The following is a 25485-nucleotide window of genomic DNA, read 5'->3' on the forward strand; positions in this document are numbered from 1 at the left end:
GGCAAATGAGCGCGAGTTTCAAGTCATTAACATGGAAACAGACAACCTTAGTGGTATTTTCGGCGCTTTTTTTTGCCATTGCCATCTTCATTGTCGAAATTGCACTAGTCAGCATTTCGGCCAGACAACAATTGCTCGAAGCGCAATTTGAACTACTCAACTCTGTTGAGCAGCCTGCCGCAAATGCGGTATGGGCGCTGGATGATCATTTAGCCAAGCAAACCTTAACTGGCGTGTTAAAGGTCGAGCATGTAGCACAAGCCAGTATACAGCTCGATGACGGCATACAATTTGTCACTATGGCCAATGCGCCAAGCGACAGGGCCATCATAGGTCTACTCAGCCAAAGACTGTTTAGTGACCTAAAACAAACATCACGGACATTACACCGCCCCTCAACATCCGACGTTGCCATATCACCAGAAATTATCGGTACCTTGATTGTTCGTTATAACACTCAACAATTAACCGACTCACTACTGTCACAGCTTAAATTTAGCTTCTTGGCAACTTTACTAAGGGCACTGTTGGTAACGTTGGTATTATCGGTACTGTTTCACCGCTTTTTGACTAAACCTATAGCACAAATAAGCGAAGCGATTGATAAAATTGATCCTGAATCCCCTGATGAAAACTTACTGCCAATGTCACCTGAGCATAAGGATGATGAACTAGGTTTAGTCACCTCTAAATTTAACCAAATCCTCATTCAGTTTGGTCAAACTCAAAATAAACTCCGTAAAATGGCGACCCGCGACCCGCTTACGGGGCTTTCTAACCGTACCTTATTACTCGAAACAATCGCCATATCGATACAGCGTGCGCGCGTACATCAACAAGCTTTTAGCCTACTTTTTATCGATCTGGATCGTTTTAAAAACATTAACGATTCACTGGGACACGCGATGGGAGATCAATTCCTCGCCAGAATCGCTAGAGTATTAGAACGAGTGATTGGCGACACAGGCACGGTCGCAAGGCTCGGCGGTGATGAATTTGTTATTTTAGCTAATGAAGCACATACACCGGATCAAGCCGCTGACTTAGTCGACAAACTGTTAGTGGAACTCAACCTCCCACTGCAACTTAACGAGCACACTATCCATCCAGCGGCATCAGTCGGTATCGCACTATACCCAGATGACGGCTTAACTGCTGAAGACTTGATCCGCCATGCCGATATTGCCATGTACAGCGCCAAAGCAGCCGGCACTAATCAGTGGGCATTCTTTAAACAGCAAATGACAGAGCGCGCTGCAGTACGGTTAAGAACCGAAGCCTCATTACATGATGCCTTTAAAAACAATGAGTTTTTATTGTACTTTCAACCCAAGTTTAATATTAAAACGGGTGAGGTCGTCGCCTGTGAAGCGTTAATTCGTTGGAAAAAAGAGGGACGTCTGATCAGCCCAATGGCATTTATTCCCATCGCCGAGGAGACTGGCATCATCATTCCACTAGGGCGCTGGGTTATAGAAGAAGCCTGCAAAACCCTCAAACATTGGCAACGACGTTACAACGTAGCATTACCTATAGCCGTCAATGTGGCCTCACAGCAGTTTGCGGACCCCAGTTTAGTACCTGATATCAAACAGCTCTCCTTAAGGTACCAAATCGAGCCACATTTACTTGAGTTTGAGATCACCGAAACGTCATTGATGAACGATATCGAATTGGCCATCAATAAACTGGAGCAGCTAAAATCGGCCGGTTTTAGTATCGCTGTGGATGACTTTGGTATCGGTTACTCATCTTTGTCTTACCTCAAGCATTTGCCTATTACCACCATGAAAATCGATCGCTGTTTCGTAAATGACTTGCCACACGAAAGTCCGATAGCCTCGACAATTTTAATGTTAGGTCAGCAACTTAATTTACACATTGTTGCAGAGGGCATTGAAAATGAAGCCCAATTGAATTGGTTAAAGCAGATGAATTGTGAAATTGGTCAGGGATTCTATTACAGTCAACCACTGCCATTAGATGAATTTGAAGCTAAATATATTGCGCCAAATACCGCAACTATTAGTCAGATATAAAACGAGAAATAGATAGCTAATACATAGTGTATATTATTCATTGATTTTACTGAAATATAAGCAAAAAAAAGGAGGCTTAGCCTCCTTTATTTACTACCATACACTAATGTAATATTAGCGACGTAGACCTAGCTTTTTGATCAGTTCTTGGTAGCGAACGTTTTCAGTACGCTTAAGGTAAGCAAGAAGCTTACGACGAGAGCTAACCATACGAAGCAAACCACGACGTGAATGATGATCATGGATGTGCTCTTTGAAGTGACCTTGCAGATGGTTGATCTGTGCAGTCAAAAGAGCTACTTGAACTTCAGTAGAACCAGTATCATTCTCACAACGACCGAAATCAGCCAAAATTTGTGCTTTTACTTCTGTACTTAGTGACATTTTTATCTCCAAAAATAATATAAATACTTTAGCCGATCACTAACTCAGCCAAAGAGAGCGCGATATAGTAACGATTTTAGTCATCACTTGCAAGCATTAAGCCTGTTCATCACGTAAAACAATCAGGCGCTTGGGCGCTAGCAAGCCGTCATCATTCATTTCACCAATACCAACAAATTTGTGCTCATCACCAATGGTAATTCTCACTAATTGGTCAATAGGTAAATTGGCTACCTGAACTGGATTACCATTCATGAGGTAATGTGCCAACTCACTAGATACATTGATCTCTTTAAAGCTACTAACCGCGGTATCCATTGGTAGCAATAACGGGTCGAGTAGCTCTTTCGGTGGGCGCTGCTCACTTTCAGCTCGGGCTAATAACGCCTCTAACTGTTCAAGCGTGACCATCTTGTCATAAGGGTAACCAGCCACACCAGTGCGGCGCAGCATGATGACATGAGCACCGCAACCGAGCATCTCACCTAAATCATCGGTAATGGTGCGAATGTAGGTACCTTTAGAACAATGGATCTCCAAGGTTAGCTCATCACCATCTAGCTTAATAAAATTAAGCTCATATACGGTTATAGGCCTTGCCTCTCTAGGTACTTCAATCCCTTCACGCGCATACTTATACAGTGGTTGACCTTGATATTTCAATGCCGAAAACATTGAAGGCACTTGCATGGTCTCACCGCGAAAAGACGCTAAGGCCTCTTCAAGTTGTGCCTGGGTAAAATTGAGCGGACGCGTTTGTACCACTTCACCATCAGAGTCACTGGTATCGGTGCGTACACCCAGTTTCGCCGTGACTAAATAACGCTTATCTGCATCAAGTAAGTGCTGCGAAAATTTGGTCGCTTCACCAAGGCAGATAGGTAACATACCGGTAGCTAATGGATCTAAAGCACCGGTATGCCCCGCTTTAGCGGCATTGTATATACGCTTAACACGCTGCAATGCAAAGTTGGAGCTCATCCCAGTGTCTTTATCGAGTAGCACTATGCCGTCGATAAACCGACCTTTAGGTTTACGCGCCATTACTTATCACCTTGCTCATGTTCATCAGTGTCTGCTACGTCAGAACCATGCTCTTTCGCTTTAGCCTGATCAGAGCTGATCACTTGGCTCACCAAGTTAGACATACGCATACCTTCAACTAACGATGCATCATAAATAAATCGAATTTCAGGCATCACACGCAGCTTCATACGGCCGGCGACCAATGAACGAACATATCCAGCGGCGGTTTCTAATGCAGCAAGCTTTTCCTCGACCACAGCTTTGTCCTCTTCAAAGAAGGTAACATAGACTTTGGCGTAGCTGAGATCGCGAGACACATCGACGTCATTGACGGTAACCATACCAATACGCGGATCTTTTATATCACGCTGTAACACTTGAGCAAGCTCTTGCTGGAGCTGCTGAGCAATACGACGGGTACGACTAAATTCTTTTGCCATAATTATTGCCATCTCTTAACTAAAAAAGGCGGCTTGCGCCGCCCCTTTTCGATTATAAGGTTCGAGCGATTTCGATCGTTTCGAAGACCTCTATCTGATCGCCAACTCTGACGTCATTATAGTTCTTCACACCGATACCACACTCCATGCCATTACGCACTTCGCTAACATCATCTTTAAAGCGACGCAGTGACTCAAGTTCACCTTCGTAAATAACCACGTTATCACGCAGTACACGAATTGGCGCGCTACGCTTAATGGTACCTTCGGTAACCATACAGCCAGCAATAGCACCAATCTTAGGCGACTTAAACACATCACGAACTTCAGCAAGACCAATGATCTCTTGCTTAAATTCTGGCGCTAACATGCCGCCCATTGCAGCGCGAACTTCATCGATAAGATGATAGATAACGCTGTAATAACGTAGGTCAACACTTTCGCTGTCGATAGTCTTACGCGCTTGTGCATCGGCACGAACGTTAAAGCCAACCATAATCGCATTTGATGCTGCTGCAAGTGATGCATCAGTCTCGGTCAATCCACCTACACCGCTAGCAATGATGTTAACTTTAACTTCATCGGTAGACAGCTTGTTAAGTGAATCAGAAATCGCTTCAAGTGAACCTTGTACATCGGCCTTAAGCACGATGTTAAGCTCCTGAACTTCGCCTTCTGTCATGTTAGCAAACATGTTTTCAAGCTTAGACTTCTGCTGACGAGCAAGTTTCACATCGCGGAACTTACCTTGACGGTACAGTGCAACTTCACGCGCTTTACGCTCATCACGTACAACGGTTGCTTCGTCACCAGCTGATGGTACACCTGACAAACCTAAGATCTCGACAGGAATCGATGGACCCGCTTCAGTGATAGCATTACCGTTCTCATCTTTCATCGCACGGACTTTACCGTACTCAAGACCACACAGAACAACATCACCTTGTCTTAGGGTACCTTCTTGAACCAGTACGGTAGCCACAGGGCCACGGCCTTTATCAAGCTTAGATTCCACAACAACACCAGCTGCCATACCTTCACGAACCGCTTTAAGCTCTAATACTTCGGCTTCAAGCAAGATACCTTCAAGTAATTCGTCGATACCTTCACCAGTCTTAGCAGACACGTGACAGAACATGTTGTTTCCGCCCCAATCTTCAGACATTACGCCGTGCTGAGATAACTCAGACTTAACGCGATCAGGATCAGCCTCTGGCTTATCAATTTTGTTCACTGCAACGATAAGCGGAACACCACCGGCTTTAGCGTGTTGAATCGCTTCAATCGTTTGTGGCATCACACCATCATCTGCTGCAACCACCAAAATAACAATATCGGTTGCCTTAGCACCACGAGCACGCATAGCGGTAAACGCGGCGTGACCAGGAGTATCTAAGAAAGTGATCATGCCATTTTCGGTTTCAACGTGGTAAGCACCGATATGCTGGGTAATACCACCCGCTTCACCTGAGGCCACTTTCGCACGACGAATATAATCGAGTAGCGATGTTTTACCGTGGTCAACGTGACCCATGATGGTCACAACTGGTGCACGAGGCTCAAGCTTAACGTTAGCGTCACGATCGGCAAGCACTTGATGTTCAAGTTCGTTTTCACGAGTTAGCACAACCTTGTGACCCATCTCTTCGGCAACCATCTGTGCAGTTTCTTGATCAAGCACTTGGTTAATAGTAACCATAGAGCCCATCTTCATCATCTGCTTGATGATTTCAGTGGCTTTAACAGCCATCTTCTGAGCTAACTCAGCAACCGTTACCGTTTCACCAATGCTTACATCACGGCTAACAGCAGCGACAGGCTTGTTAAAGCCATGATCCATTGATTCTGGAGCGTTACGCTGATTACGGCCATTACGGTCGCGTCCACCACGGGTATCTTTACCGCCACGCTTCTTATTCGTAGCAGCTTTGCCGCCTGCAGGTTTACGCACACGACGACCACGTTTTTCAGCGTTCATATCAGCAGTATCTTCTGCCGCACGCGCTTCGGTAGACGTAGTGACGTGATGATCAGCACTTTTTTCAGATTCTTTACGCAGACGTTCTTCTTCCGCCCAACGCTTCTCGTTTTCTTCAGCTAAACGACGAGCTTCATCCGCTGCCGCTTTGGCTTCTTCATCGAGCTTTTGTTTTGCTGCTGCTTCTTTTGCTGCTAACAAACGCGCCTCTTCAAGTTTGGCTGCTTTCTCTTCAGCAGTTTCTGGAACTGCTGGCTTAGCTTCAGCGGCTTTTTTAGCTTTGGCTTCAGCTTCTGCTTTTGCCTTAGCTTTTGCGGCTGCATCGGCCTCAGCCTTGGCTTTAGCTTCTGCTGCGGCTTTTGCCTTAGCTTCTGCTTCTGCTGCAGCTTGAGCTTCAGCTTCTGCCTTGGCTTTAGCTTCTGCTTCAGCTTCTACAGCTGGATCGCGCTTAACAAAAGTACGTTTCTTACGCACTTCTACTTTCACGTCTTTAGATTGACCACCACTACCTGCAACACTGAGTGTTGAGACAGATTTACGCTGTAATGTCATCTTGGTTGGCGCTGCATCGCCACCATGCTGTTTCTTCAAGAAATCCAGCAGTTGCTGCTTTTCTTGTTCTGAAACAGTATCGCTTTTACTTTTCTTAATACCAGCCTCGGAAAACTGCTCAACTAAACGTTCAGCACTTTTGCCAACTTCTACCGCCAGTTTTTCTACTGTAGTTTCTGCCATCTGTAAAATCCCCTCTGTTGATCGACTTATGCTTCTTCGCCAAACCAACAGATATTGCGGGCTGCCATGATGAGCTCACCAGCCTTTTGTTCTGTTAATTCTTCAATCTCGATCAAATCATCAATGCCTTGTTCGGCTAAATCTTCAAGCGTAATTACGCCTTTACTTGCCAGCACATACGCCAAATGACGCTCTAAACCTTCTAAGGCAAGTAAATCTTCGCTCGGCTCAGCACCATCGAGTGCTTCTTCGGACGCCAGAGCCCGTGTAGAGATAGCGGCTTTCGCACGTTCTCTCAATGATTCAACGATATCTTCGTCGAATCCGTCGATGTCCAGTAGCTCAGTTTCTGGTACATAAGCAATCTCCTCTAATGAAGTAAAACCTTCATCAGCAAGTACCTGAGCAAAATCTTCATCGACATCCAATGCGCTAACAAACAAGTTAACTACCTTCGCACTTTCCGCTTGGTGTTTAGCTTGCATATCAGCCACTGTCATTACGTTTAGCTCCCATCCCGATAACTGGGTTGCTAGACGCACGTTTTGACCGTTACGGCCAATAGCTTGCGCCAATGAATCTGCTTCAACAGCAATATCCATTGAGTGGTTATCTTCATCAACAATGATAGATGCCACATCAGCTGGTGCCATAGCGTTGATAACAAACTGTGCTGGATTGTCATCCCAAAGCACAATATCAACACGCTCGCCACCTAACTCATTAGAAACAGCTTGAACACGTGCACCACGCATACCAACACATGCACCGATAGGATCGATACGACGGTCGTTGGATTTAACAGCGATTTTGGCACGAGAGCCTGGATCACGAGCAGCCCCCATGATTTCAATCATTTCGTCTGCAATTTCAGGTACTTCAACACGGAACAGCTCCATGAGCATTTCCGGTTTAGTACGCGTTAAAAACAGCTGTGCACCACGCGCTTCTGGACGTACGGCATATAACAATGCACGAACACGGTCACCAGGGCGGAAGCTTTCACGTGAGATCAAGTCTTCTTTAAATAACACTGCATCAGCATTGTTACCTAAATCAACCACGACACTTTCACGGTTACTCTTCTTCACCACACCAGTGATCAACTCACCTTCTTTCTCGCGGAATTGATCAACGATTTGTGCACGCTCAGCTTCACGTACTTTTTGTACGATCACTTGCTTAGCTGTTTGGGTCGTAATACGGTCAAACACCACAGATTCGATCTCATCTTCGATATAATCACCGACTTGGATCTCTGGGTCTTCGTATTTCGCCGCTTCTAATGTAATTTCGCGAAATGGATTTTCTAACGCTTCACCATTATCGTCAACCACCATCCAACGACGGAAAGTTTCATAAGCACCCGTTTTACGGTCGATAGCGACACGAACTTCAATATCGCCTTCATACTTTTTCTTGGTTGCTGTGGCGAGCGCTATTTCTAACGCTTCAAAAATCTTTTCGCGCGGCACGGCTTTCTCATTTGAAACCGCCTCAGCGACTAGCAGAATCTCTTTATTCATCCTCTTGCCTCGTTCACCTTGAATCCATCAAAACTTAGCGATTAAGTTGCCTTTACGGATGTTATCCAGGGCAATAATCAGTTCGTTGCCATCGACAGCCAGAGTAAGCATTTGCCCCTCTACACCCACGACGGTACCTTTTAAATTACGACTACCTGCAACAGGCATAGTCAATTGAACCTTTACAGTTTCACCGATGTAGAGCGCATATTGCGCCGCATTAAATAGCGGTCTATCTACACCTGGAGAAGAAACTTCTAATGTGTATTCGGTTGAAATGGGGTCTTCGACATCGAGTACGGCACTGACTTGACGACTCACGTCGGCACAATCGTCAATAAAGATGCCTTTTTCATTGTCGATATAAACACGCAAGATTGAATGTTTACCCGCATGTACGAATTCAATACCCCAAAGACTGTGGCCTAATGCTTCAACTGGTGCGATAAGCATCTGTTCCAGTTTACTTTCTAAAGTTGCCAAGGTTACCCCCCGAAAAACAAAAAAGGGCCTAAAGCCCCAGTATGACATCGCTAAATAGCGATATTTTAAAAGTCCAGATAACAAAAAACCCCGTAATCACGAGGTCATAGCATTCAGAACCTGTAACAGAAATGAAGAGTATCTTCACTACTGGGAAACTGGTTGCGGGGGCCGGATTTGAACCGACGACCTTCGGGTTATGAGCCCGACGAGCTACCAAACTGCTCCACCCCGCGACAACTGCTGCAATTATATGGATAGTGACCCATATTTGCAATAATAAAGCTGCTTATATCGCTACTTTATTTAACTCAGACCAATGTGATATTAATCTAAATTTGGTGCGGATGGGGGGACTTGAACCCCCACGAGCATAGCTCACCACCCCCTCAAGATGGCGTGTCTACCAATTCCACCACATCCGCATGTGATTGTTACACTTTAACTATCTTGTCTCTATTTAGTTGGTAATGAGGATTACCAAGAGACTTAATAGTCACGTCAATAACATTGACGTCTTGATTTAGCCTATTAAGCTAAAACCTTAGTCAGGAATTTTATCTTCTGACTGAGTTTGGCTTTCAGTTGCATCAGTCACTTGTTCAGTAACTGCTGCAGCGTCTGCACCTAAATCTTTCCACGATTCTTCATTTTTAGCGTGATTTGCACTTAAGTTACCTATGGTTAGACTTAATGCAAAAAATGCAATTGCCAAAATGGCAGTAGAACGTGTTAAAAAATTACCCGACCCTGAAGATCCGAATAATGTTGCTGATGCTCCGGCGCCAAAAGAGGCTCCCATATCAGCACCTTTACCCTGCTGGATTAAAATTAGGCCTACGAGACCTAGTGCAACCAACAAGTATATAACCATTAGAACTTCGTACATATTATGCGCTCATTGCTATCGAACATAAACTTAAAAACTCGGTAGAGTTTAAGCTTGCACCGCCTATCAGTCCACCATCTACATCAGGTTGAGCAAATAGATCTGCTGCATTACTCGGCGTTACGCTACCACCGTACAAAATCCTGATATTCTCTCCAATAAATGGAGACACTTCAGAGAGACGCTTGCGTATAAACGCATGAACTTCTTGTGCCTGCTCTGGCGTAGCGCTCTTACCCGTTCCTACTGCCCATAAGGGTTCGTAGGCGATAATCGCGTTATCAAAAGCCATGGTACCATTTTTTTCAATGACTATGTCTAGCTCTTCAGCAATCACTTCAAAAGTGCGTCTTGCTTCACGAGCTGGACCTGACTCACCAACACATAAGATTGGGGTCAAACCGTGCTTTTGAGCTGCAGCAAATTTCTCTGCTACGATATCACTAGTTTCGCCGTACATACGACGACGTTCGGAGTGACCGATAATAACATATCGACATCCTGAATCTTTTAGCATTTGCCCTGACACTTCACCAGTATAAGCACCGAAGTCATGTTGACTTACGTTTTGTGCGCCCATTCTGACTAGACAACCATTTAAGGCTTCTTTATTAGCATCAAGCTGCTGCCGTACACTTTCAAGAAATATACTTGGCGGACATAAGACTACTTCCGCAGAATCGTTTTGAAGCTTGGTAGCGAATTTATTAAATAGCTCTTGCGCTAATTGCGCTGTGCCATTCATTTTCCAGTTACCAGCGACCATTGGGCGTCTTAGTGCCATCACTGTCTCCTTCTGAAAGCGGCGTGAATAATAGCGAACCACTTGTTAACTTACAATACCTAAATAGCGAATTTTTGCTATAAACGTACCGCTCGGCTACTTTTTACCCTTAACGGATGGTAAACGAACAGGATTTAACCTTAAAAGATTAAATCCTGTTGATCTTACGCGTAAAAACTAATTAGACCAATGCCCTGATAGCATCGGCGATGGTATTTGCGTGACGAGTCACATCACTGGCTACATCTCCCTCAACCATCACACGGATCAGCGGCTCAGTTCCCGACTTACGTAACAATACCCGACCGCGATCGCCCAGTAGTTTCTCGACCTCAATTTTAGCCGCTAACACGCTCTCAGCTTTGAGTGGATCATGGCTGCCTTCAAAACGAACATTAACCAGGACTTGCGGTAGCATTTTAATGCCTTCGGTCAGTTCTTCCAACGTCGCTTGCTTACGGCACATTGCGGCTAAGACTAAAATACCCGCAATGATACCGTCACCAGTTGTACCGTGATCTAAATTCAAAATATGACCTGAATTTTCGCCGCCAATACGCCATTGGTTCTTTTTCAGCATCTCCATCACATAGCGGTCGCCGACTTTAGAGCGAGCAAAAGCGATGCCTCGCGCCTTAAGGGCAAGAGCTAACCCGAGGTTGGACATTAAGGTACCGACAACCCCACCTTTAAGTATGCCTCTGTCCTGTGCATCACAAGCTAAAATATATAGGATCTCGTCACCATCGATCACCTTACCATGACGATTGACCATCATGATGCGATCGCCATCGCCATCGAGTGCAATACCTAGATCGGCTTGTTCTGCAATGACCGTTTCACGGATCTTGCCCATTGAGGTGGCCCCCACCTCATGGTTGATATTGGTGCCATTAGGCGATGCACCAATCACAACAACATCGGCGCCAAGCTCACGAAAAACATTAGGGGCAATATGATAAGTGGCGCCATGGGCACAATCGACCACAATTTTAAGCCCTTTGAGGGTATGTTCGGCGGGGAAATTACCTTTGCAATACTCAATATATCGGCCAGGTGCATCTTCGATACGTGACACTTTACCTAGTAGATGAGACTCAACACAGACAAGCGGCTTTTCTAGTTCAGCTTCAATCTCAAGCTCGATGGCATCGTCCAATTTACTGCCATCATTGGAAAAGAATTTAATGCCGTTATCATAATAGGGATTATGTGACGCACTGATCACTACGCCCGCTTCGGCTCTAAAGGTACGGGTTAAATACGCGACCGCAGGCGTCGGCATCGGCCCCATTAGCATCACATTTAATCCGGCAGCAGACAGGCCCGCTTCCATCGCAGATTCAAATAGGTAACCTGAAATTCGAGTATCCTTACCAATAATCACCTTATTGGTACCAGACCGCGATAATACCCTACCCGCTGCCCAGCCCAATTTTAACGCCAATTCAGGCGTCATTTTACCTGAGCCGACCTTGCCTCTAATGCCATCGGTGCCAAAAAACTTTCTCACAATATTAACCCCTTGAGTCCTTTCTTAGGACTTCATTTTTTACAATGTGTACTGATAAGCATCACTGACTAAGCGACCCAAAAGTGCCGACACTTAACCACAAATGCTGTATTTTATCGCTTATCAAGCTCACTTACAGTGTTTTATAGTGCTCCATTGCCTGCATAACGGCAATCATGTCCACAGTCTCTTTTACATCATGCACTCGAAGAATATGTGCACCGCGCTGAAGACTCAACATACCCGCGGCTAAACTGCCAGCTAATCTCTGCTCGACACTTGCTGATAATAATTGGCCGATCATACTCTTACGCGATAACCCTATCAGCAGTGGCAATTCAAAATGCTTAAACTCAGCCAAACGATTCAGTAACTCGTAATTGTGTGCCAAGCTTTTTCCGAATCCGAAACCTGGATCTAGAATAATGTGTGAGCGAGGTATTGAAGCATCAATACAGGCTTGAATACGTTCAGCAAAAAATTGAGTAACATCAGCAATAACATCATTATATTGAGGCAATTCTTGCATAGTACGAGGCTGACCTTGCATATGCATTAAACAAACAGGAACGCCGAGGGCTGCAGCCGTTGTTAACGCGCCCGGTTCTTGCAGTGCCCTGACATCATTAATGAGATCTGCTCCAGCTTTAACCCCCTGCGCCATCACCTGCGCTTTACTGGTATCGATAGATATCCATACCTCGTGACGGGCATGAATATATTCTACCAGTGGGATAACTCTATCTAGCTCTTCTTGTAAAGAAACCTCTGCCGCACCAGGGCGGGTAGACTCGCCGCCAATATCAATAATGTCGGCACCAGCAGCAATCATCTGCTCGGCATGCTGGCAAGCATGTTCAAAATGCGAGTACCTGCCGCCATCAGAAAAAGAATCTGGTGTGGTATTTAATATCCCCATGACTCTAGGTTGGTTTAAATCTAATGTTTTCTGTCTACTAACTAATTGCAAAAGAGGATCCTCGACCTTATGACTATTTTTACGCTGAGTAATACTAACCTGCTCCCTCAATAAGGCTCATTAAGTTGTATCGCAACCATAAAGGTATTTAAATATCAATTTAAATCAATGCCTTGAATTCAACTCGGTATATTGCAAACGACCATAGACTCATATTCAAAAGCAGTCTGCTAACTCATGGTTAATAAAGCTATCTTAAAAAAATGTTTCTCACATTATGCCTTAAAACAAGAAAACCCCTTACGGGGTTCTCTTTTAGTAGCGATATAGTATTAATACGCTAACTTATTTGGTCACGGGTGACTCATCGACATCTTTAACGTCACCTTGATCAGTCACATCCTTTGGCGTTACCGCATCATCCTGGACATCTGAAGAAGTTGAATCGTCTGTCGCGGTATTGGTGTCACTGGCGGCCTTTTTACCACCTTTATCACCACCGTTGCTACCATTCTCATCCAAATTCCAATCGGCAGGCTGACGCACTTCACGACGAGCCATTAGATCTTCTATTTGGGCCGAATCAAGGGTTTCATACTTCATTAACGCATCTTTCATGGCATGAAGAATGTCCATGTTATCGGTCAAGAATTTTTTAGCTCTGTCGTAATTAGAATCGATCAGCATTTTGACTTCATCATCGATGATTTTTGCTGTCTCATCTGACATATGTTGCGACTTACCCATGCTGCGGCCTAAGAACACTTCGTTCTCATCTTCAGCATACAGTACAGGCCCCAACTTTTCCGAGAAGCCCCACTGAGTCACCATGTTACGTGCGATAGACGTTGCATACTTAATGTCTTGTGATGCTCCAGTAGAGACTCGCTCGCTACCATAAATCAACTCTTCAGCTAGACGGCCGCCGTAAGCGACTGATATCTGACTCTCAAGCTTTCTGCGGCTCTGGCTGATGGCATCGGCTTCAGGTAAGAAGAAAGTCACACCTAACGCACGGCCACGAGGAATGATAGTCACCTTATGCACAGGATCATGCTCTGGCACTAAACAACCCACAATCGCGTGGCCTGCTTCATGGTAAGCAGTCATCTCTTTCTCTTCTTCCGACATCACCATAGTGCGACGCTCAGCGCCCATCATGATTTTATCTTTAGCACTCTCAAACTCTTCCATGCCCACCACTCGGCGATTATTACGGGCAGCAAACAATGCCGCCTCGTTCACCAAGTTGGCCAGATCAGCACCAGAGAAACCAGGTGTACCACGGGCAATCACGCTGGCTTTAACATCGTCAGCCAGAGGCACTTTACGCATATGCACTTTAAGAATTTGCTCACGACCACGCACATCAGGTAAGCCTACGACCACCTGACGGTCAAAACGACCTGGACGCAGCAGTGCAGCATCGAGCACATCTGGGCGGTTAGTCGCAGCAATAACGATAATACCTTCGTTACCCTCGAAACCGTCCATTTCAACCAACATCTGGTTTAGTGTTTGCTCACGCTCATCGTGCCCACCACCGACACCAGCGCCGCGCTGGCGACCAACGGCATCAATCTCATCGATAAAGATGATACAAGGCGCTGACTTTTTAGCCTGCTCAAACATGTCACGCACACGTGATGCACCGACACCCACAAACATCTCTACGAAATCAGAACCCGAAATAGTAAAGAAGGGGACTTTAGCCTCACCAGCAATCGCTTTAGCCAGTAATGTTTTACCTGTACCTGGAGGGCCGACAAGTAAAACACCTGTTGGAATACGTCCACCCAGTTTTTGGAATTTAGTGGGCTCTCTAAGGTAATCGACCAGCTCTTTAACGTCTTCTTTGGCTTCGTCACAACCTGCAACATCGCCAAACGTCGTCTTAATCTGATCTTCACTCATCAATTTGGCTTTACTCTTACCAAATGACATCGCGCCCTTACCGCCACCGCCTTGCATCTGGCGCATGAAGAAAATCCATACCCCGATGAGCAGTAACATAGGGAACCAAGAGATAAATATCTGAGTTAAGAAGCCAGATTCTTCCGCTTCTTGCCCCTTCATTATGACCCCTTTACGATCAAGATCATTTATCAGATCTTGGTCATACATAGGCATAATAGTGGTAAATTTCTCGCCGGTTTTTTTAGTCCCTTCGATAGTACGCTGATCACTTTTGATCTCAACAGTATTAACCTGTCCGGCACGCACATCGTCCAAGAATGTTGAATAATCCATCTTCAACGAATTTGATGAAGAGGGGGAGTAGCCCTGAAACACTGACATCAACACTACGGCGATGACAACCCAGAGAATTAAATTTTTTGCCATATCACTCAAAATTACTAGACCTCATACAGTCTTGCGGTTACTGACGTTAGGTTACTACAACTTGTATCCTGTCGCCACAAGATAGACTTCACGCGAACGCGGTCGCGAAGAGTCTGGCTTACGTGTTTTAACGGTTGTAAATGCTTCTTTAACCGTTTTCATATAATCGTCAAAGCCCTCCCCCTGAAAGACTTTGACCGCGAAACTGCCATTAGGTGCCAACACTTGATGACACATATCTAATGCAAGTTCGACCAAATACATGGCCCGCGGCTGATCGACGCCGCCTGTACCACTCATATTGGGCGCCATATCAGATAGCACAACATCAACTTTAGCATCACCGACACGTTCAAGTAAGGCCTCGAGCACTTTATCTTCTCGAAAGTCTCCTTGTAAAAAATCGACCCCAACGATAGGGTCCATAGGTAAAATGTCACAGGCGATGACTTTACCCTTATCACCAGCCAGTTTAACCGCGATTTGCGACCAACCTCCTGGTGCAGCCCCTAAATCAACCACAGTCATTCCTGGGCGGATTAATTTATCTTTCTGCTGAATTTCTTCAAGTTTAAACGCGGCACGCGAACGTAAGCCCCGTTTTTGCGATAATTTAACATAGTGATCATCGAAATGTTCCTGCATCCAGCGAGAGGAACTTGCTGTTCGTTTTTTACCTGACATTTAAAATCCGTAACAAATATGAGTTACACAAAGGCTATATGAGGGTAGAATAGCGTTTTTTCAACAGTAACTCAGCATAAAGTTGGTAGAAATGAACTTAACAACCAAACAAAAACAGCACTTAAAAGGCTTAGCACATAACTTAAAGCCTGTTGTACAGCTTGGTTCCAATGGTCTGACTGAAGGTGTACTGGCTGAAATTGATAATGCACTCTCTCATCATGAATTAATCAAAGTGAAAGTAGCCTCTGGAGACAGAGAGCTAAAAAATGCAGTCGTTGACGCCATCGTACGCGAAACACAAGCTGAAAAAGTTCAGCTTATCGGTCACGTATTGGTCCTTTTCCGTCAATCTCCAGAAATGAAGATTGCCATTCCTAGAGCAAAGTAAATTCATTTTGCTTAATAAAAAAGCCGCTATTAATTAGCGGCTTTTTTGTATCACCTTGTCGACTAGATATATTCAACTTTAATGATTTCAAAATCACTGGTGCCACCCGGCGTAGTGATTGAGATTTCATCATTGACGTTTTTACCTATCAAACCACGGGCGATAGGTGAACTAACCGACAACAAATTTTGTTTAATATTGGCTTCATCTTCACCCACAATGCGATAGGTGAATTCCTCTTCGGTATCAATATTTAAGATAGTCACTGTCGCCCCAAAAATCACTCGGCCAGTATTTTCCATCTTAGTCACATCGATGATCTGTGCATTAGACAGTTTACCTTCGATGTCACGTACGCGCGCTTCGCACAAACCTTGCTCTTCGCGGGCCGCATGGTATTCAGCGTTTTCTTTCAAATCACCCAGCTCTCTGGCAATGCCGATCGCTTCAGCAATCTTAGGACGCTTATCAAACTTTAAAAAATCTAACTCTTTACGTAGTTGTTCTGCGCCAACTACAGTCATCGGAACCTTATTCATAGGAACGATCGTCTCCTTAAAAACAAAAGCATCCTAGCCAGCCTGACCCAAGTTTAGGCCACTGACTAAGTAAAATAACGCATGGAATGACCCTATTCTATACCGTGATGCCACTAGATGCTATTGAATCACGCTCAGTTAGCCGTAAGCCCATAAGAACGGTGTTTTTTACTCCGCCTAGCTTGACATACAACAAGGACTGCACAGCGTGAATAGTAGGCAAACTATGACTAAACAGCAAGACGCCACAAGGCTCATCATTGTAAATCAACCCCATAAAAAAGGCCGCTATCGCGGCCTTTTTAACGCTCAATAACGCCTTAACCAGTAATACGCTTGTGCAACTCTTGCACCGACGTCACATTGGTACGGTCATCTGCAGCGTGCGCCATGCACGTGGCAAAAGCCGCGTTCAATGTCGTGGTGTAGTTAACCTTATAACGCAATGCACCCCGACGAAGTTGACGTGAGTCTTCAATCGCTTGACGACCTTCGGTGGTGTTCACTATGTAGGTGTATTCATCGTTCTTGATGCGATCAAGAATATGAGGACGACCTTCGTGCACTTTATTAACTAAGCGAGGGTTGATCCCTGCCTCGCCCAGCACCACAGCAGTACCGTGCGTTGCATCAATTTCATAGCCAAGTTCTATCAACTTAGCCGCTAAATCGGCTACACGATTCTTGTCACTGTTACGCACAGACAACAGCGCACGACCAGACTTAGGCACTTCAGATGTCGCACCAAGCTGTGCTTTAGCGTAGGCTTCGGCAAACGTATCACCCACGCCCATCACCTCACCTGTTGAGCGCATTTCTGGGCCAAGCAGAGGATCAACACCTGGGAATTTATTGAACGGCAATACCACTTCTTTCACTGAGTAGAAAGGCGGAATCACTTCTTGAGTAAAACCTTGCGATGTTAACGATTGGCCCGCCATCACGCGCGCGGCAATCTTAGCTAACGGCACACCCGTCGCCTTAGAGACGAATGGCACGGTACGTGCTGCGCGAGGGTTAACCTCAATCATGTAGATGTTGTTATCTTGCACCGCAAACTGCACATTCATCAGGCCAACCACACCCAGCTCCATTGCTAGCTTGCCAACCTGCTCGCGCATTTCAGCTTGAATCGCTTGGCTTAGGGTGTATGGTGGCAGTGAACAACCCGAGTCACCAGAGTGAACTCCCGCTTGCTCGATATGCTCCATAATCGCACCAACCACCACGATTTCACCGTCGCAAATCGCGTCGATATCCACTTCAATCGCGTTGTCGAGGAAACGGTCCAGCAGCACAGGCGAGGCATTAGAGACGCTAACCGCTTCATTAAAGTAGCGACGCAAATCCTGCTCGTCATAGACAATTTCCATTGCGCGCCCACCCAGTACATACGATGGACGTACCACGAGCGGATAGCCGATACGCTCGGCGGAAATCACCGCGCCTTCAACCGTGGTTACGGTATCATTTTCAGGCTGTTTCATCTCGAGACGCTGAATCGCTTGCTGGAAACGCTCGCGGTCTTCGGCTCTGTCGATGGCATCTGGGCTGGTACCAATAATAGGAACGCCAGCGGCTTCTAAATCTCGAGCCAGTTTAAGTGGCGTTTGACCACCGTACTGTACAATCACGCCCTTGGGCTTTTCGATTCGTACAATTTCAAGCACATCTTCAAGGGTTATCGATTCGAAATACAGTCTGTCGGAGGTGTCATAATCGGTTGATACCGTCTCTGGGTTACAGTTGACCATAATGGTTTCGTAACCGTCTTCACGCAGTGCTAAAGCGGCGTGAACACAACAGTAATCAAACTCAATACCTTGACCAATACGGTTTGGACCACCGCCAATCACCATGATTTTTTCACGGTCTGACGGGTTAGCCTCGCACTCTTCCTCATAGGTAGAGTACATGTAGGCCGTATCGGTTGAGAACTCAGCCGCACAAGTATCGACGCGCTTGTACACCGGATAGATCTCGTGGCGGTAGCGCAATTTGCGCATCTCGGCTTCACTGACACCTAGCAGCACGGCAAGGCGAGAATCGGCAAAACCTTTACGCTTGAGCTTGTATAAGAAATCCTTATCCATGCCCGACATACCGAGGTCTTTGACTTGCGTTTCTAAGTTAAGTAGCTCTTCAATTTGGATAAGGAACCAAGGATCGATATTGGTCAGCTTAAAAATCTCTTCTAAGCTCAGTCCCGCGCGAAACGCATCGCCAATATACCAAATTCGGTCTGCACCAGGCTCTTTTAATTCGTGTCGAATACGAGACAACGCATCCTTTTCTTGAATATCGATGATAGCGTCTAAACCATTGACGCCCACTTCCAATCCACGCAGCGCTTTTTGCAGCGACTCTTGGAAAGTACGGCCAATCGCCATCACTTCACCCACAGACTTCATCTGGGTAGTTAAACGGTCATTGGCACCGGCAAATTTTTCGAAGTTAAAGCGCGGTACTTTAGTGACAACGTAATCGATTGCAGGCTCAAATGAAGCAGGGGTCGCGCCACCAGTAATGTCGTTGCTTAGTTCATCTAGGGTAAAACCAACGGCAAGTTTTGCGGCGATTTTAGCAATGGGGAAACCTGTGGCTTTAGATGCCAATGCCGATGAGCGAGACACCCGAGGGTTCATCTCGATGATCACCATACGGCCATCTAGGGGGTTAATACCAAACTGCACGTTTGATCCACCGGTTTCAACGCCAATTTCACGCAGTACCGCAAGTGATGCATTACGCATCAACTGATACTCTTTATCCGTTAACGTTTGCGCCGGAGCCACTGTAATAGAGTCCCCCGTATGCACGCCCATCGGATCGAAGTTTTCGATTGAACACACGATAATACAGTTATCGTTGCGGTCACGAACCACTTCCATTTCATACTCTTTCCAGCCAATTAACGACTCATCGATAAGCAATTCATTGGTTGGTGAAAGGTCTAGTCCTTGCGAACAGATCTCTTCGAACTCTTCCTTGTTATAAGCGATACCGCCGCCGCTGCCCCCCATGGTAAATGAGGGACGAATAATACAAGGGAAACCGACCTCATCGAGCACGCCATAAGCGTCCTCCATGCTACGGGCGATACCGGCACGCGGACATTCAAGACCGATAGCCTTCATTGCCTTATCGAAGCGACTGCGATCTTCCGCTTTGTCGATAGCATCGGCTGTCGCGCCAATCATCTCGACATTAAATTCACTCAGTACACCTTCGCTTTCTAGGCGCAGTGCACAGTTAAGTGCGGTTTGACCACCCATGGTAGGCAAAATTGCGTCTGGACGCTCTTTGGCAATAATATTGCGCACCACTTCCCACTGAATCGGCTCGATATAGGTCGCATCGGCCATTTCAGGGTCGGTCATGATAGTCGCAGGATTCGAGTTAACCAAAATAACTCGGTAACCCTCTTCACGAAGTGCTTTACAGGCCTGAGCGCCCGAGTAATCGAACTCACACGCTTGCCCAATCACAATCGGGCCGGCACCTAAGATTAGAATACTTTTTATATCTGTACGTTTTGGCATTGCTGAAACCTTCTCCCGGACTACTTAGCGTGGTGACGATATTGTTCAATCAACTCAATAAAGTGATCAAACAAGGGGGCCGCATCATGTGGACCTGGACTCGCTTCAGGGTGCCCCTGAAAGCTAAAGGCAGGTTTATCGGTAAGATGGATACCTTGCAACGAACCATCAAATAACGACTTATGCGTCACTCTGATATTATCGGGTAGGCTAGCTTCATCAGCAGCAAAACCGTGGTTTTGGCTGGTGATCATCACGTTGCCGAGTTCGATGTTGCTCACTGGATGGTTAGCACCATGGTGACCAAACTTCATCTTCAAGGTTTTAGCACCGGATGCTAGTGCCAGTAATTGATGCCCTAAGCAGATACCAAATACAGGAACGTCGGTTTTTAAGATATCTTGAATCGCGCTAATGGCGTAATCGCATGGCTCTGGATCGCCTGAACCATTGGATAAAAACACCCCATCAGGATTCATCGCTAACACTTCGCTAGCAGGCGTTTGGGCGGGAACCACTGTCACATCACAACCGCGGTCAACTAACATACGTAAAATATTGCGCTTCACACCATAGTCATAAGCAACGACTTTAAATTTTAGTTCTGCTTTTGGTGTGTCGTCTGGTAGACCGCCGACTAAGCGCCAACTGCCACTGCGCCACTGATATTGCGTGTCAGTGGTCACTTCTTTGGCTAAATCCATGCCTTTTAATCCGGGAAAGGCTTTAGCGGCAGCAAGGGCTTTAGCTTCATCCGTATCACCGACGACAATAGCGCCAGCCTGCGCGCCTTTTTCCCTTAAAATACGCGTCAGTTTACGCGTATCAATATCAGCTATGCCGACAACATTATTGGCTTTAAGATAATCACTGAGGGATTGCTGATTTCTGAAGTTACTGGCCATTAGCGGTAAATCTCTAATGACTAATCCGCATGCATGCACAGCATCTGATTCGGTATCTTCACTATTGGTTCCTGTGTTACCAATGTGTGGGTAGGTTAAAGTAACAATTTGACGAGAATAGGATGGATCAGTAAGAATCTCTTGGTAACCAGTCATTGAAGTGTTAAAAACCACTTCTCCTACTGCCAGTCCATCAGCACCAATTGCAGTGCCAGAGAATACGGTTCCATCTTCGAGTACGAGTAAGGCAGACTTTGTCAACGCGACCTCCGAAAAGAGCCAAGCCATTGTATAATAGGGTTTTATTTTACTTTTAAAATACCAATTTCCGCTGAAATACGAAATTTTGACAAATTCCGTCAATTCTATAGGTCAAGTAGCAACTCGTCTATAGGTAGCGGGTATTTTATTTCAAAAAAAAACGCCATATGGGCGTTTTTTATTAAATACTAATCTTTCAGGCCTAACACCTGCTGCATGTCATAAAGACCCGGATCTTGATCGCCAAGCCAAAATGCGGCGCGCATTGCACCATTAGCAAAGGTCATTCTACTGGATGCTTTATGGGTGATCTCCAAACGCTCACCGATATCGGCAAACATCGCCGTGTGCTCACCGACTAAATCGCCAGCACGGATCGTCGAGAAACCTATGGTCTCGCGCGAACGCTCTTCCATTATGCCCTCGCGGCCATAAACGGCACATTTTTCAAGATCGCGGCCCAACACCTCAGCAATCACCTCGCCCATTTTTAACGCAGTGCCCGATGGTGCATCTTTTTTATGTCTGTGATGGCCTTCGATGATCTCGATATCGGTATAGTCGCCCATCACCTCGGCGGCTAATTCCAACAAACGCCACATCAAATTCACCCCAACAGACATATTGGGCGCCATCACGATAGGCGTGGTTTCGCCATATGCAGCAATCTGTTCTTTTTGAGCATGGTTAAAGCCTGTGGTACCGATAACGATACCCTTGCCATTGCGTGCACACCAATCGGTATGTACCACGCTGGCTTCAGGAGAAGTGAAGTCGATCAAAATATCAAAGTCATCGACAGCTTGATCGAGCGAATCGGTGATCGCCACATTCATCGCCCCGACACCAGCAAGCTCACCAGCATCGACACCAATCAGTGTCGATCCAGCACGCTCAATCGCAGCACCTAAAAAGATATTGCTACTCAGTTTGGCCGATTCAATAAGAGTTCGACCCATTCGGCCGCTGCCACCAGTAATAGCGACTCTTACTTGCTCTGTCATCTACTTCTCCCTTCGATCTATATTGCGCTGTTTTACGGTTTATTATTATGTCCAATAGACCACAAAACTCGCTTTAAATACAATACAAAAAAAAGCCTAAGCAATGGCTTAGGCTATTTTTATTAAAGTATATCGAGCAACTCAACTTCGAACACTAACGCCGAGTATGGCGGGATTGATGCACCAGCACCACGCTCGCCGTAAGCTAGGTGATGCGGAACATACAGCTTCCACTTAGACCCAACAGGCATAAGTTGTAGTGCTTCGGTCCAACCGGCAATCACGCCAGACACAGGGAACTCGGCAGGTTGATCACGTAATACTGAACTGTCAAATACGTCACCACCGATAAAAGTACCATGGTAGTGAGTACGAACAGTAGAATCATAAGCAGGCCTATCACCATTACCTTCGGTAATGATCTCATACTGCAGACCAGACTCTAGGGTTACGACACCTTCACGTTGTTGGTTTTGCGCAAGGAAAGTATCACCTTCAGCAGACGCAGCTGCTGCTGCAGCTTCTTGTACCTTCTGAATACGCTGACTAATTTCAGTGAAGGCAGTTTGAAGATCTTGCATAGAAACCGCACTCTCTTTACCGTCAAACGCATCAGATAGACCAACTTGTACAGCTGAAATATCAATACCTTCAAAAGAGTTTGCCGCTAATTGCTCGCCTAATTGGCGACCGACACCGTAGCTGGCATGCTGTTCAATTGTGGTGAACTTGTCAGACATAATGATAATACTCTCATTTATTCAATTAATTTCGCGGCGGATTTTACCATACTATGCAACAAAAAACTCGCGAATAGCCAATTAGTCACAGCTATTTTTTACCTTAGCTTGGCTTGCCTGATATAAGGGCATCACCTTAGGTTGCATCTGTTGTAAATCGGCAATACGGCGTCCGTGAGACGGATGTGTCGAGAGCAACTCAGGTCCTTGGCTGCCGCCCGCCTTGGCCATATTTTGCCATAGCTCGATACTTTGGCTGGGATCGAACCCCGCCCGAGCCATTAACTCAACGCCCATAATATCGGCCTCACTTTCTTGCTCACGACCATAGGGCAATACAAAGCCCACTTGGGCACCTAAGCCAAGCGCCGCCATATAAAGGTCGCGATTGCCCACCCCGCTGACATCCAGTGCCGCATTCGCCAGCTGCATGCCAACCCCAGTCATCTGCGCCCGAGAGACTTGCTCATTACTGTGATTGGCTAGCACATGTGCCACCTCATGACCGATAACGGTAGCTAGCTGATCTTGATTCGTCGCCACTTTGAGCAAGCCGGTGTACACCCCAATATGGCCACCAGGCAATGCAAAGGCGTTTATCTGCTCAGACTCAAATAGCACGACTTCCCATTTGGGTTGCCCGGCAGGCAATACCGCGGTAATGCGATCTGCCACGCAGCGAACATAGGCGATACGTTGCTTATCTTTACTTAAGGCTTGTTGCTGTTTCATCTGCTCAAATGATTCGGCGCCCATTTGATCCATCTGCTGCGCCGAAAACAGCAAGGTTTGCGATCGCCCTGTGGGCGACTGATTTGTGGCGCAGCCAGCTAATATGACTAGTATTACCACTGTTATCATTTGTTTCATCATCAATTCCTTTAGGGTTCACCAGCCAGCGACTATAGCCGCATTATGCAACGGATACTCTATCATCATAATACTAGCCCTAATCACAGTAATCTTCCGTCGCAGCAATGGCTCGATATCATGGTTCGATACTATGGCTAGATATCATGGCTAAAGGAGCTAGAGGCTATGGGCTTAATCGTTTGATGATAATGCCGAGTAAAGTTGAGCCGTTACAGCATATATTAGCGAGAGTAAGCCATAAAAAAACCTCGCTATGCGAGGTTTTTTTAGTTGCCAACTACAGACGTTAGCTATTTAAGTCTTGAAAGAACTTTTTCACACCATCGAAAAAGCCTTCAGCTTTAGGGCTGTGCTTCTTTGCCGAACCCGTCAGTGTTTTGTCAAAATCACGCAGTAACTCTTTTTGCTTGTCGCTTAAGTTGACTGGTGTTTCCATCACAACTTTACACAGTAGGTCACCCACTGCATGGCTGCGAACCGATTTCACCCCTTTGCCGCGTAAACGGAACATACGTCCTGTTTGTGTCTCGGCTGGGATCTTAAGGCTCACCTTACCATCAAGGGTAGGCACTTCAATCTCACCGCCCAGGGCTGCTGTGCTAAATGAGATAGGCACTTCACAGTACAGGTTGTTGCCATCACGCACGAAAATAGCATGTTCTCGCACCGTGACTTGAACATATAAGTCACCTGCTGGTGCGCCAAACTCGCCCGCTTCACCTTCACCAGAGAGACGAATGCGATCGCCAGTATCCACCCCAGCGGGGATTTTAACTGACAGGGTTTTACTCTTCTCGACGCGACCTTCGCCATGACACTTGTTGCAAGGATCTTTAATGATCTTGCCACGGCCATGACACGTTGGACAGGCTTGCTGTACGGCAAAGAAACCTTGGCGCATCTGCACTTGGCCTTGGCCATGACAGGTGCCACATGTGGTTGGCGATGAGCCTCTTTTCGCGCCGCTACCATCACACGCATCACATGTTGCAAGGGTTGGAATGCGTAGCTCTTTGGTTAAGCCTCTCACCGCTTCTTCAAGCGACAATTCGAGGTTGTAACGTAAGTCACTACCGCGCGCTGCTTGACGCTGACCACCACGACGGCCACCACCAAAGATATCGCCAAACACATCGCCGAACACATCACCGAAATCGGCACCGCCGCCGAATCCGCCACCACCACGATTAGGATCGACACCCGCATGACCAAACTGATCATAGGCGGCTTTCTTATCGCTGTCGGTTAGGATTTCGTAGGCTTCTTTTACCTCTTTAAAGCGGGTTTCTGCCTCTTTGTCACCCGGATTACGATCTGGGTGAAACTTCATGGCTAGCCGCTTATAAGCCTTTTTAATCTCTCGTTCGCTGGCGTCACGACCTACGCCTAATACTTCGTAATAATCTCGCTTTGACATAGTCTTATACTTTCTGCGCTAGAGTTGTACGAACGGGCGTTAGAGTTTCCCCATAACGCCCGCTGGAAAT

21 protein-coding genes and 2 tRNA genes are annotated in these 25485 nt (G+C 46.1%); 2 read left to right on the top strand and 21 right to left on the bottom strand.

Annotation, left to right across the window (positions count from 1 at the left end; genetic code table 11):
* Window positions 1-5: 5 nt before the first annotated feature.
* Window positions 6-2039: a putative bifunctional diguanylate cyclase/phosphodiesterase gene (locus AC0VXX_RS12625; RefSeq protein ID WP_475514533.1), complete on the top strand. Its 2034-nt coding sequence runs from the start codon at window positions 6-8 to the stop codon at window positions 2037-2039.
* Between the two features lie 114 nt (window positions 2040-2153).
* Here the strand turns inward: AC0VXX_RS12625 and rpsO are convergent, their stop codons facing one another.
* From rpsO to rlmE, 14 genes are all read right to left on the bottom strand, one after another.
* Window positions 2154-2423, bottom strand: coding sequence for a 30S ribosomal protein S15 (gene rpsO, locus AC0VXX_RS12630; protein ID WP_119978316.1), 270 nt, complete (start codon window positions 2421-2423; stop codon window positions 2154-2156).
* Between the two features lie 96 nt (window positions 2424-2519).
* On the bottom strand, window positions 2520-3467 hold the full coding sequence (truB, locus tag AC0VXX_RS12635) for a tRNA pseudouridine(55) synthase TruB (RefSeq protein WP_475514534.1): 948 nt from the start codon (window positions 3465-3467) through the stop codon (window positions 2520-2522).
* Window positions 3467-3889: a 30S ribosome-binding factor RbfA gene (gene rbfA / locus AC0VXX_RS12640; protein ID WP_475514535.1), complete on the bottom strand. Its 423-nt coding sequence runs from the start codon at window positions 3887-3889 to the stop codon at window positions 3467-3469. Before rbfA ends, truB begins: the two co-directional genes overlap by 1 nt.
* A gap of 52 nt (window positions 3890-3941) precedes the next feature.
* The gene (gene infB, locus AC0VXX_RS12645) at window positions 3942-6602 is read right to left on the bottom strand and encodes a translation initiation factor IF-2 (RefSeq protein WP_475514536.1); all 2661 of its coding nucleotides are present in this window, start codon (window positions 6600-6602) and stop codon (window positions 3942-3944) included.
* Between the two features lie 26 nt (window positions 6603-6628).
* Entirely contained in the window at window positions 6629-8128 is a 1500-nt protein-coding gene (nusA, locus tag AC0VXX_RS12650) for a transcription termination factor NusA (protein WP_119978318.1), read from the bottom strand.
* Window positions 8129-8155: 27 nt separating this feature from the next.
* Window positions 8156-8611 (bottom strand): ribosome maturation factor RimP, encoded by a 456-nt coding sequence (gene rimP, locus AC0VXX_RS12655; RefSeq protein WP_110458239.1) that lies wholly within the window; start codon window positions 8609-8611, stop codon window positions 8156-8158.
* A gap of 159 nt (window positions 8612-8770) precedes the next feature.
* Window positions 8771-8847: transfer RNA gene (locus tag AC0VXX_RS12660), tRNA-Met, on the bottom strand.
* Window positions 8848-8950: 103 nt separating this feature from the next.
* Window positions 8951-9036: transfer RNA gene (locus AC0VXX_RS12665), tRNA-Leu, on the bottom strand.
* Between the two features lie 119 nt (window positions 9037-9155).
* On the bottom strand, window positions 9156-9500 hold the full coding sequence (gene secG / locus AC0VXX_RS12670; RefSeq protein ID WP_110458240.1) for a preprotein translocase subunit SecG: 345 nt from the start codon (window positions 9498-9500) through the stop codon (window positions 9156-9158).
* 1 nt (window position 9501) lies between these two features.
* Window positions 9502-10284, bottom strand: a complete 783-nt coding sequence (gene tpiA, locus AC0VXX_RS12675; protein ID WP_110458241.1) for a triose-phosphate isomerase — start codon at window positions 10282-10284, stop codon at window positions 9502-9504.
* Window positions 10285-10465: 181 nt separating this feature from the next.
* Complete coding sequence (glmM, locus tag AC0VXX_RS12680; RefSeq protein WP_475514537.1) at window positions 10466-11797, bottom strand: phosphoglucosamine mutase; 1332 nt, start codon at window positions 11795-11797, stop codon at window positions 10466-10468.
* 133 nt (window positions 11798-11930) lie between these two features.
* The gene (gene folP, locus AC0VXX_RS12685) at window positions 11931-12716 is read right to left on the bottom strand and encodes a dihydropteroate synthase (protein ID WP_475517025.1); all 786 of its coding nucleotides are present in this window, start codon (window positions 12714-12716) and stop codon (window positions 11931-11933) included.
* A gap of 345 nt (window positions 12717-13061) precedes the next feature.
* Window positions 13062-15059: an ATP-dependent zinc metalloprotease FtsH gene (ftsH, locus tag AC0VXX_RS12690; RefSeq protein WP_475514538.1), complete on the bottom strand. Its 1998-nt coding sequence runs from the start codon at window positions 15057-15059 to the stop codon at window positions 13062-13064.
* A gap of 54 nt (window positions 15060-15113) precedes the next feature.
* Window positions 15114-15743 carry a 23S rRNA (uridine(2552)-2'-O)-methyltransferase RlmE gene (gene rlmE, locus AC0VXX_RS12695; protein WP_110458245.1) on the bottom strand — a complete coding sequence of 210 codons (630 nt, stop codon included), beginning with the start codon at window positions 15741-15743 and terminating at the stop codon, window positions 15114-15116.
* A 91-nt stretch (window positions 15744-15834) separates the two neighbouring features.
* On the opposite strand from rlmE, the gene yhbY reads away from it, so the two are divergent.
* Entirely contained in the window at window positions 15835-16134 is a 300-nt protein-coding gene (yhbY, locus tag AC0VXX_RS12700) for a ribosome assembly RNA-binding protein YhbY (RefSeq protein ID WP_110458246.1), read from the top strand.
* Between the two features lie 62 nt (window positions 16135-16196).
* On the opposite strand, the gene greA is transcribed toward yhbY, so the two are convergent.
* The 7 genes from greA to dnaJ form a co-directional block, all read right to left on the bottom strand.
* Window positions 16197-16673, bottom strand: a complete 477-nt coding sequence (gene greA, locus AC0VXX_RS12705; RefSeq protein ID WP_475514539.1) for a transcription elongation factor GreA — start codon at window positions 16671-16673, stop codon at window positions 16197-16199.
* 320 nt (window positions 16674-16993) lie between these two features.
* Window positions 16994-20215 carry a carbamoyl-phosphate synthase large subunit gene (gene carB, locus AC0VXX_RS12710; protein ID WP_475514540.1) on the bottom strand — a complete coding sequence of 1074 codons (3222 nt, stop codon included), beginning with the start codon at window positions 20213-20215 and terminating at the stop codon, window positions 16994-16996.
* 20 nt (window positions 20216-20235) lie between these two features.
* Window positions 20236-21408: a glutamine-hydrolyzing carbamoyl-phosphate synthase small subunit gene (gene carA, locus AC0VXX_RS12715; protein ID WP_475514541.1), complete on the bottom strand. Its 1173-nt coding sequence runs from the start codon at window positions 21406-21408 to the stop codon at window positions 20236-20238.
* Window positions 21409-21569: 161 nt separating this feature from the next.
* On the bottom strand, window positions 21570-22385 hold the full coding sequence (dapB, locus tag AC0VXX_RS12720) for a 4-hydroxy-tetrahydrodipicolinate reductase (protein WP_475514542.1): 816 nt from the start codon (window positions 22383-22385) through the stop codon (window positions 21570-21572).
* A 122-nt stretch (window positions 22386-22507) separates the two neighbouring features.
* Entirely contained in the window at window positions 22508-23125 is a 618-nt protein-coding gene (locus tag AC0VXX_RS12725) for an FKBP-type peptidyl-prolyl cis-trans isomerase (RefSeq protein WP_475514543.1), read from the bottom strand.
* Window positions 23126-23206: 81 nt separating this feature from the next.
* Window positions 23207-23998 (bottom strand): M48 family metallopeptidase, encoded by a 792-nt coding sequence (locus tag AC0VXX_RS12730; RefSeq protein ID WP_475514544.1) that lies wholly within the window; start codon window positions 23996-23998, stop codon window positions 23207-23209.
* A 286-nt stretch (window positions 23999-24284) separates the two neighbouring features.
* Window positions 24285-25415, bottom strand: a complete 1131-nt coding sequence (gene dnaJ / locus AC0VXX_RS12735; RefSeq protein WP_475514545.1) for a molecular chaperone DnaJ — start codon at window positions 25413-25415, stop codon at window positions 24285-24287.
* Window positions 25416-25485 lie beyond the last annotated feature (70 nt).

This window comes from Shewanella sp. QJM3NY_23, assembly GCF_056173105.1.

What these genes read in the sequence shown, in the direction of transcription:
- ftsH (WP_475514538.1), bottom strand. Translation starts at nt 15,059, where the DNA reads ATGGCAAAAAATTTAATTCTCTGGGTTGTCATCGCCGTAGTGTTGATG.
- carA (WP_475514541.1), bottom strand. Translation starts at nt 21,408, where the DNA reads ATGGCTTGGCTCTTTTCGGAGGTCGCGTTGACAAAGTCTGCCTTACTC.
- greA (WP_475514539.1), bottom strand. Translation starts at nt 16,673, where the DNA reads ATGAATAAGGTTCCGATGACTGTAGTTGGCGCAGAACAACTACGTAAA.
- AC0VXX_RS12730 (WP_475514544.1), bottom strand. Translation starts at nt 23,998, where the DNA reads ATGATGAAACAAATGATAACAGTGGTAATACTAGTCATATTAGCTGGC.
- rlmE (WP_110458245.1), bottom strand. Translation starts at nt 15,743, where the DNA reads ATGTCAGGTAAAAAACGAACAGCAAGTTCCTCTCGCTGGATGCAGGAA.
- AC0VXX_RS12625 (WP_475514533.1), top strand. Translation starts at nt 6, where the DNA reads ATGAGCGCGAGTTTCAAGTCATTAACATGGAAACAGACAACCTTAGTG.
- folP (WP_475517025.1), bottom strand. Translation starts at nt 12,716, where the DNA reads ATGGGGATATTAAATACCACACCAGATTCTTTTTCTGATGGCGGCAGG.
- dnaJ (WP_475514545.1), bottom strand. Translation starts at nt 25,415, where the DNA reads ATGTCAAAGCGAGATTATTACGAAGTATTAGGCGTAGGTCGTGACGCC.
- yhbY (WP_110458246.1), top strand. Translation starts at nt 15,835, where the DNA reads ATGAACTTAACAACCAAACAAAAACAGCACTTAAAAGGCTTAGCACAT.
- nusA (WP_119978318.1), bottom strand. Translation starts at nt 8,128, where the DNA reads ATGAATAAAGAGATTCTGCTAGTCGCTGAGGCGGTTTCAAATGAGAAA.
- carB (WP_475514540.1), bottom strand. Translation starts at nt 20,215, where the DNA reads ATGCCAAAACGTACAGATATAAAAAGTATTCTAATCTTAGGTGCCGGC.
- rpsO (WP_119978316.1), bottom strand. Translation starts at nt 2,423, where the DNA reads ATGTCACTAAGTACAGAAGTAAAAGCACAAATTTTGGCTGATTTCGGT.
- truB (WP_475514534.1), bottom strand. Translation starts at nt 3,467, where the DNA reads ATGGCGCGTAAACCTAAAGGTCGGTTTATCGACGGCATAGTGCTACTC.
- AC0VXX_RS12725 (WP_475514543.1), bottom strand. Translation starts at nt 23,125, where the DNA reads ATGTCTGACAAGTTCACCACAATTGAACAGCATGCCAGCTACGGTGTC.
- rbfA (WP_475514535.1), bottom strand. Translation starts at nt 3,889, where the DNA reads ATGGCAAAAGAATTTAGTCGTACCCGTCGTATTGCTCAGCAGCTCCAG.
- tpiA (WP_110458241.1), bottom strand. Translation starts at nt 10,284, where the DNA reads ATGGCACTAAGACGCCCAATGGTCGCTGGTAACTGGAAAATGAATGGC.
- dapB (WP_475514542.1), bottom strand. Translation starts at nt 22,385, where the DNA reads ATGACAGAGCAAGTAAGAGTCGCTATTACTGGTGGCAGCGGCCGAATG.
- secG (WP_110458240.1), bottom strand. Translation starts at nt 9,500, where the DNA reads ATGTACGAAGTTCTAATGGTTATATACTTGTTGGTTGCACTAGGTCTC.
- infB (WP_475514536.1), bottom strand. Translation starts at nt 6,602, where the DNA reads ATGGCAGAAACTACAGTAGAAAAACTGGCGGTAGAAGTTGGCAAAAGT.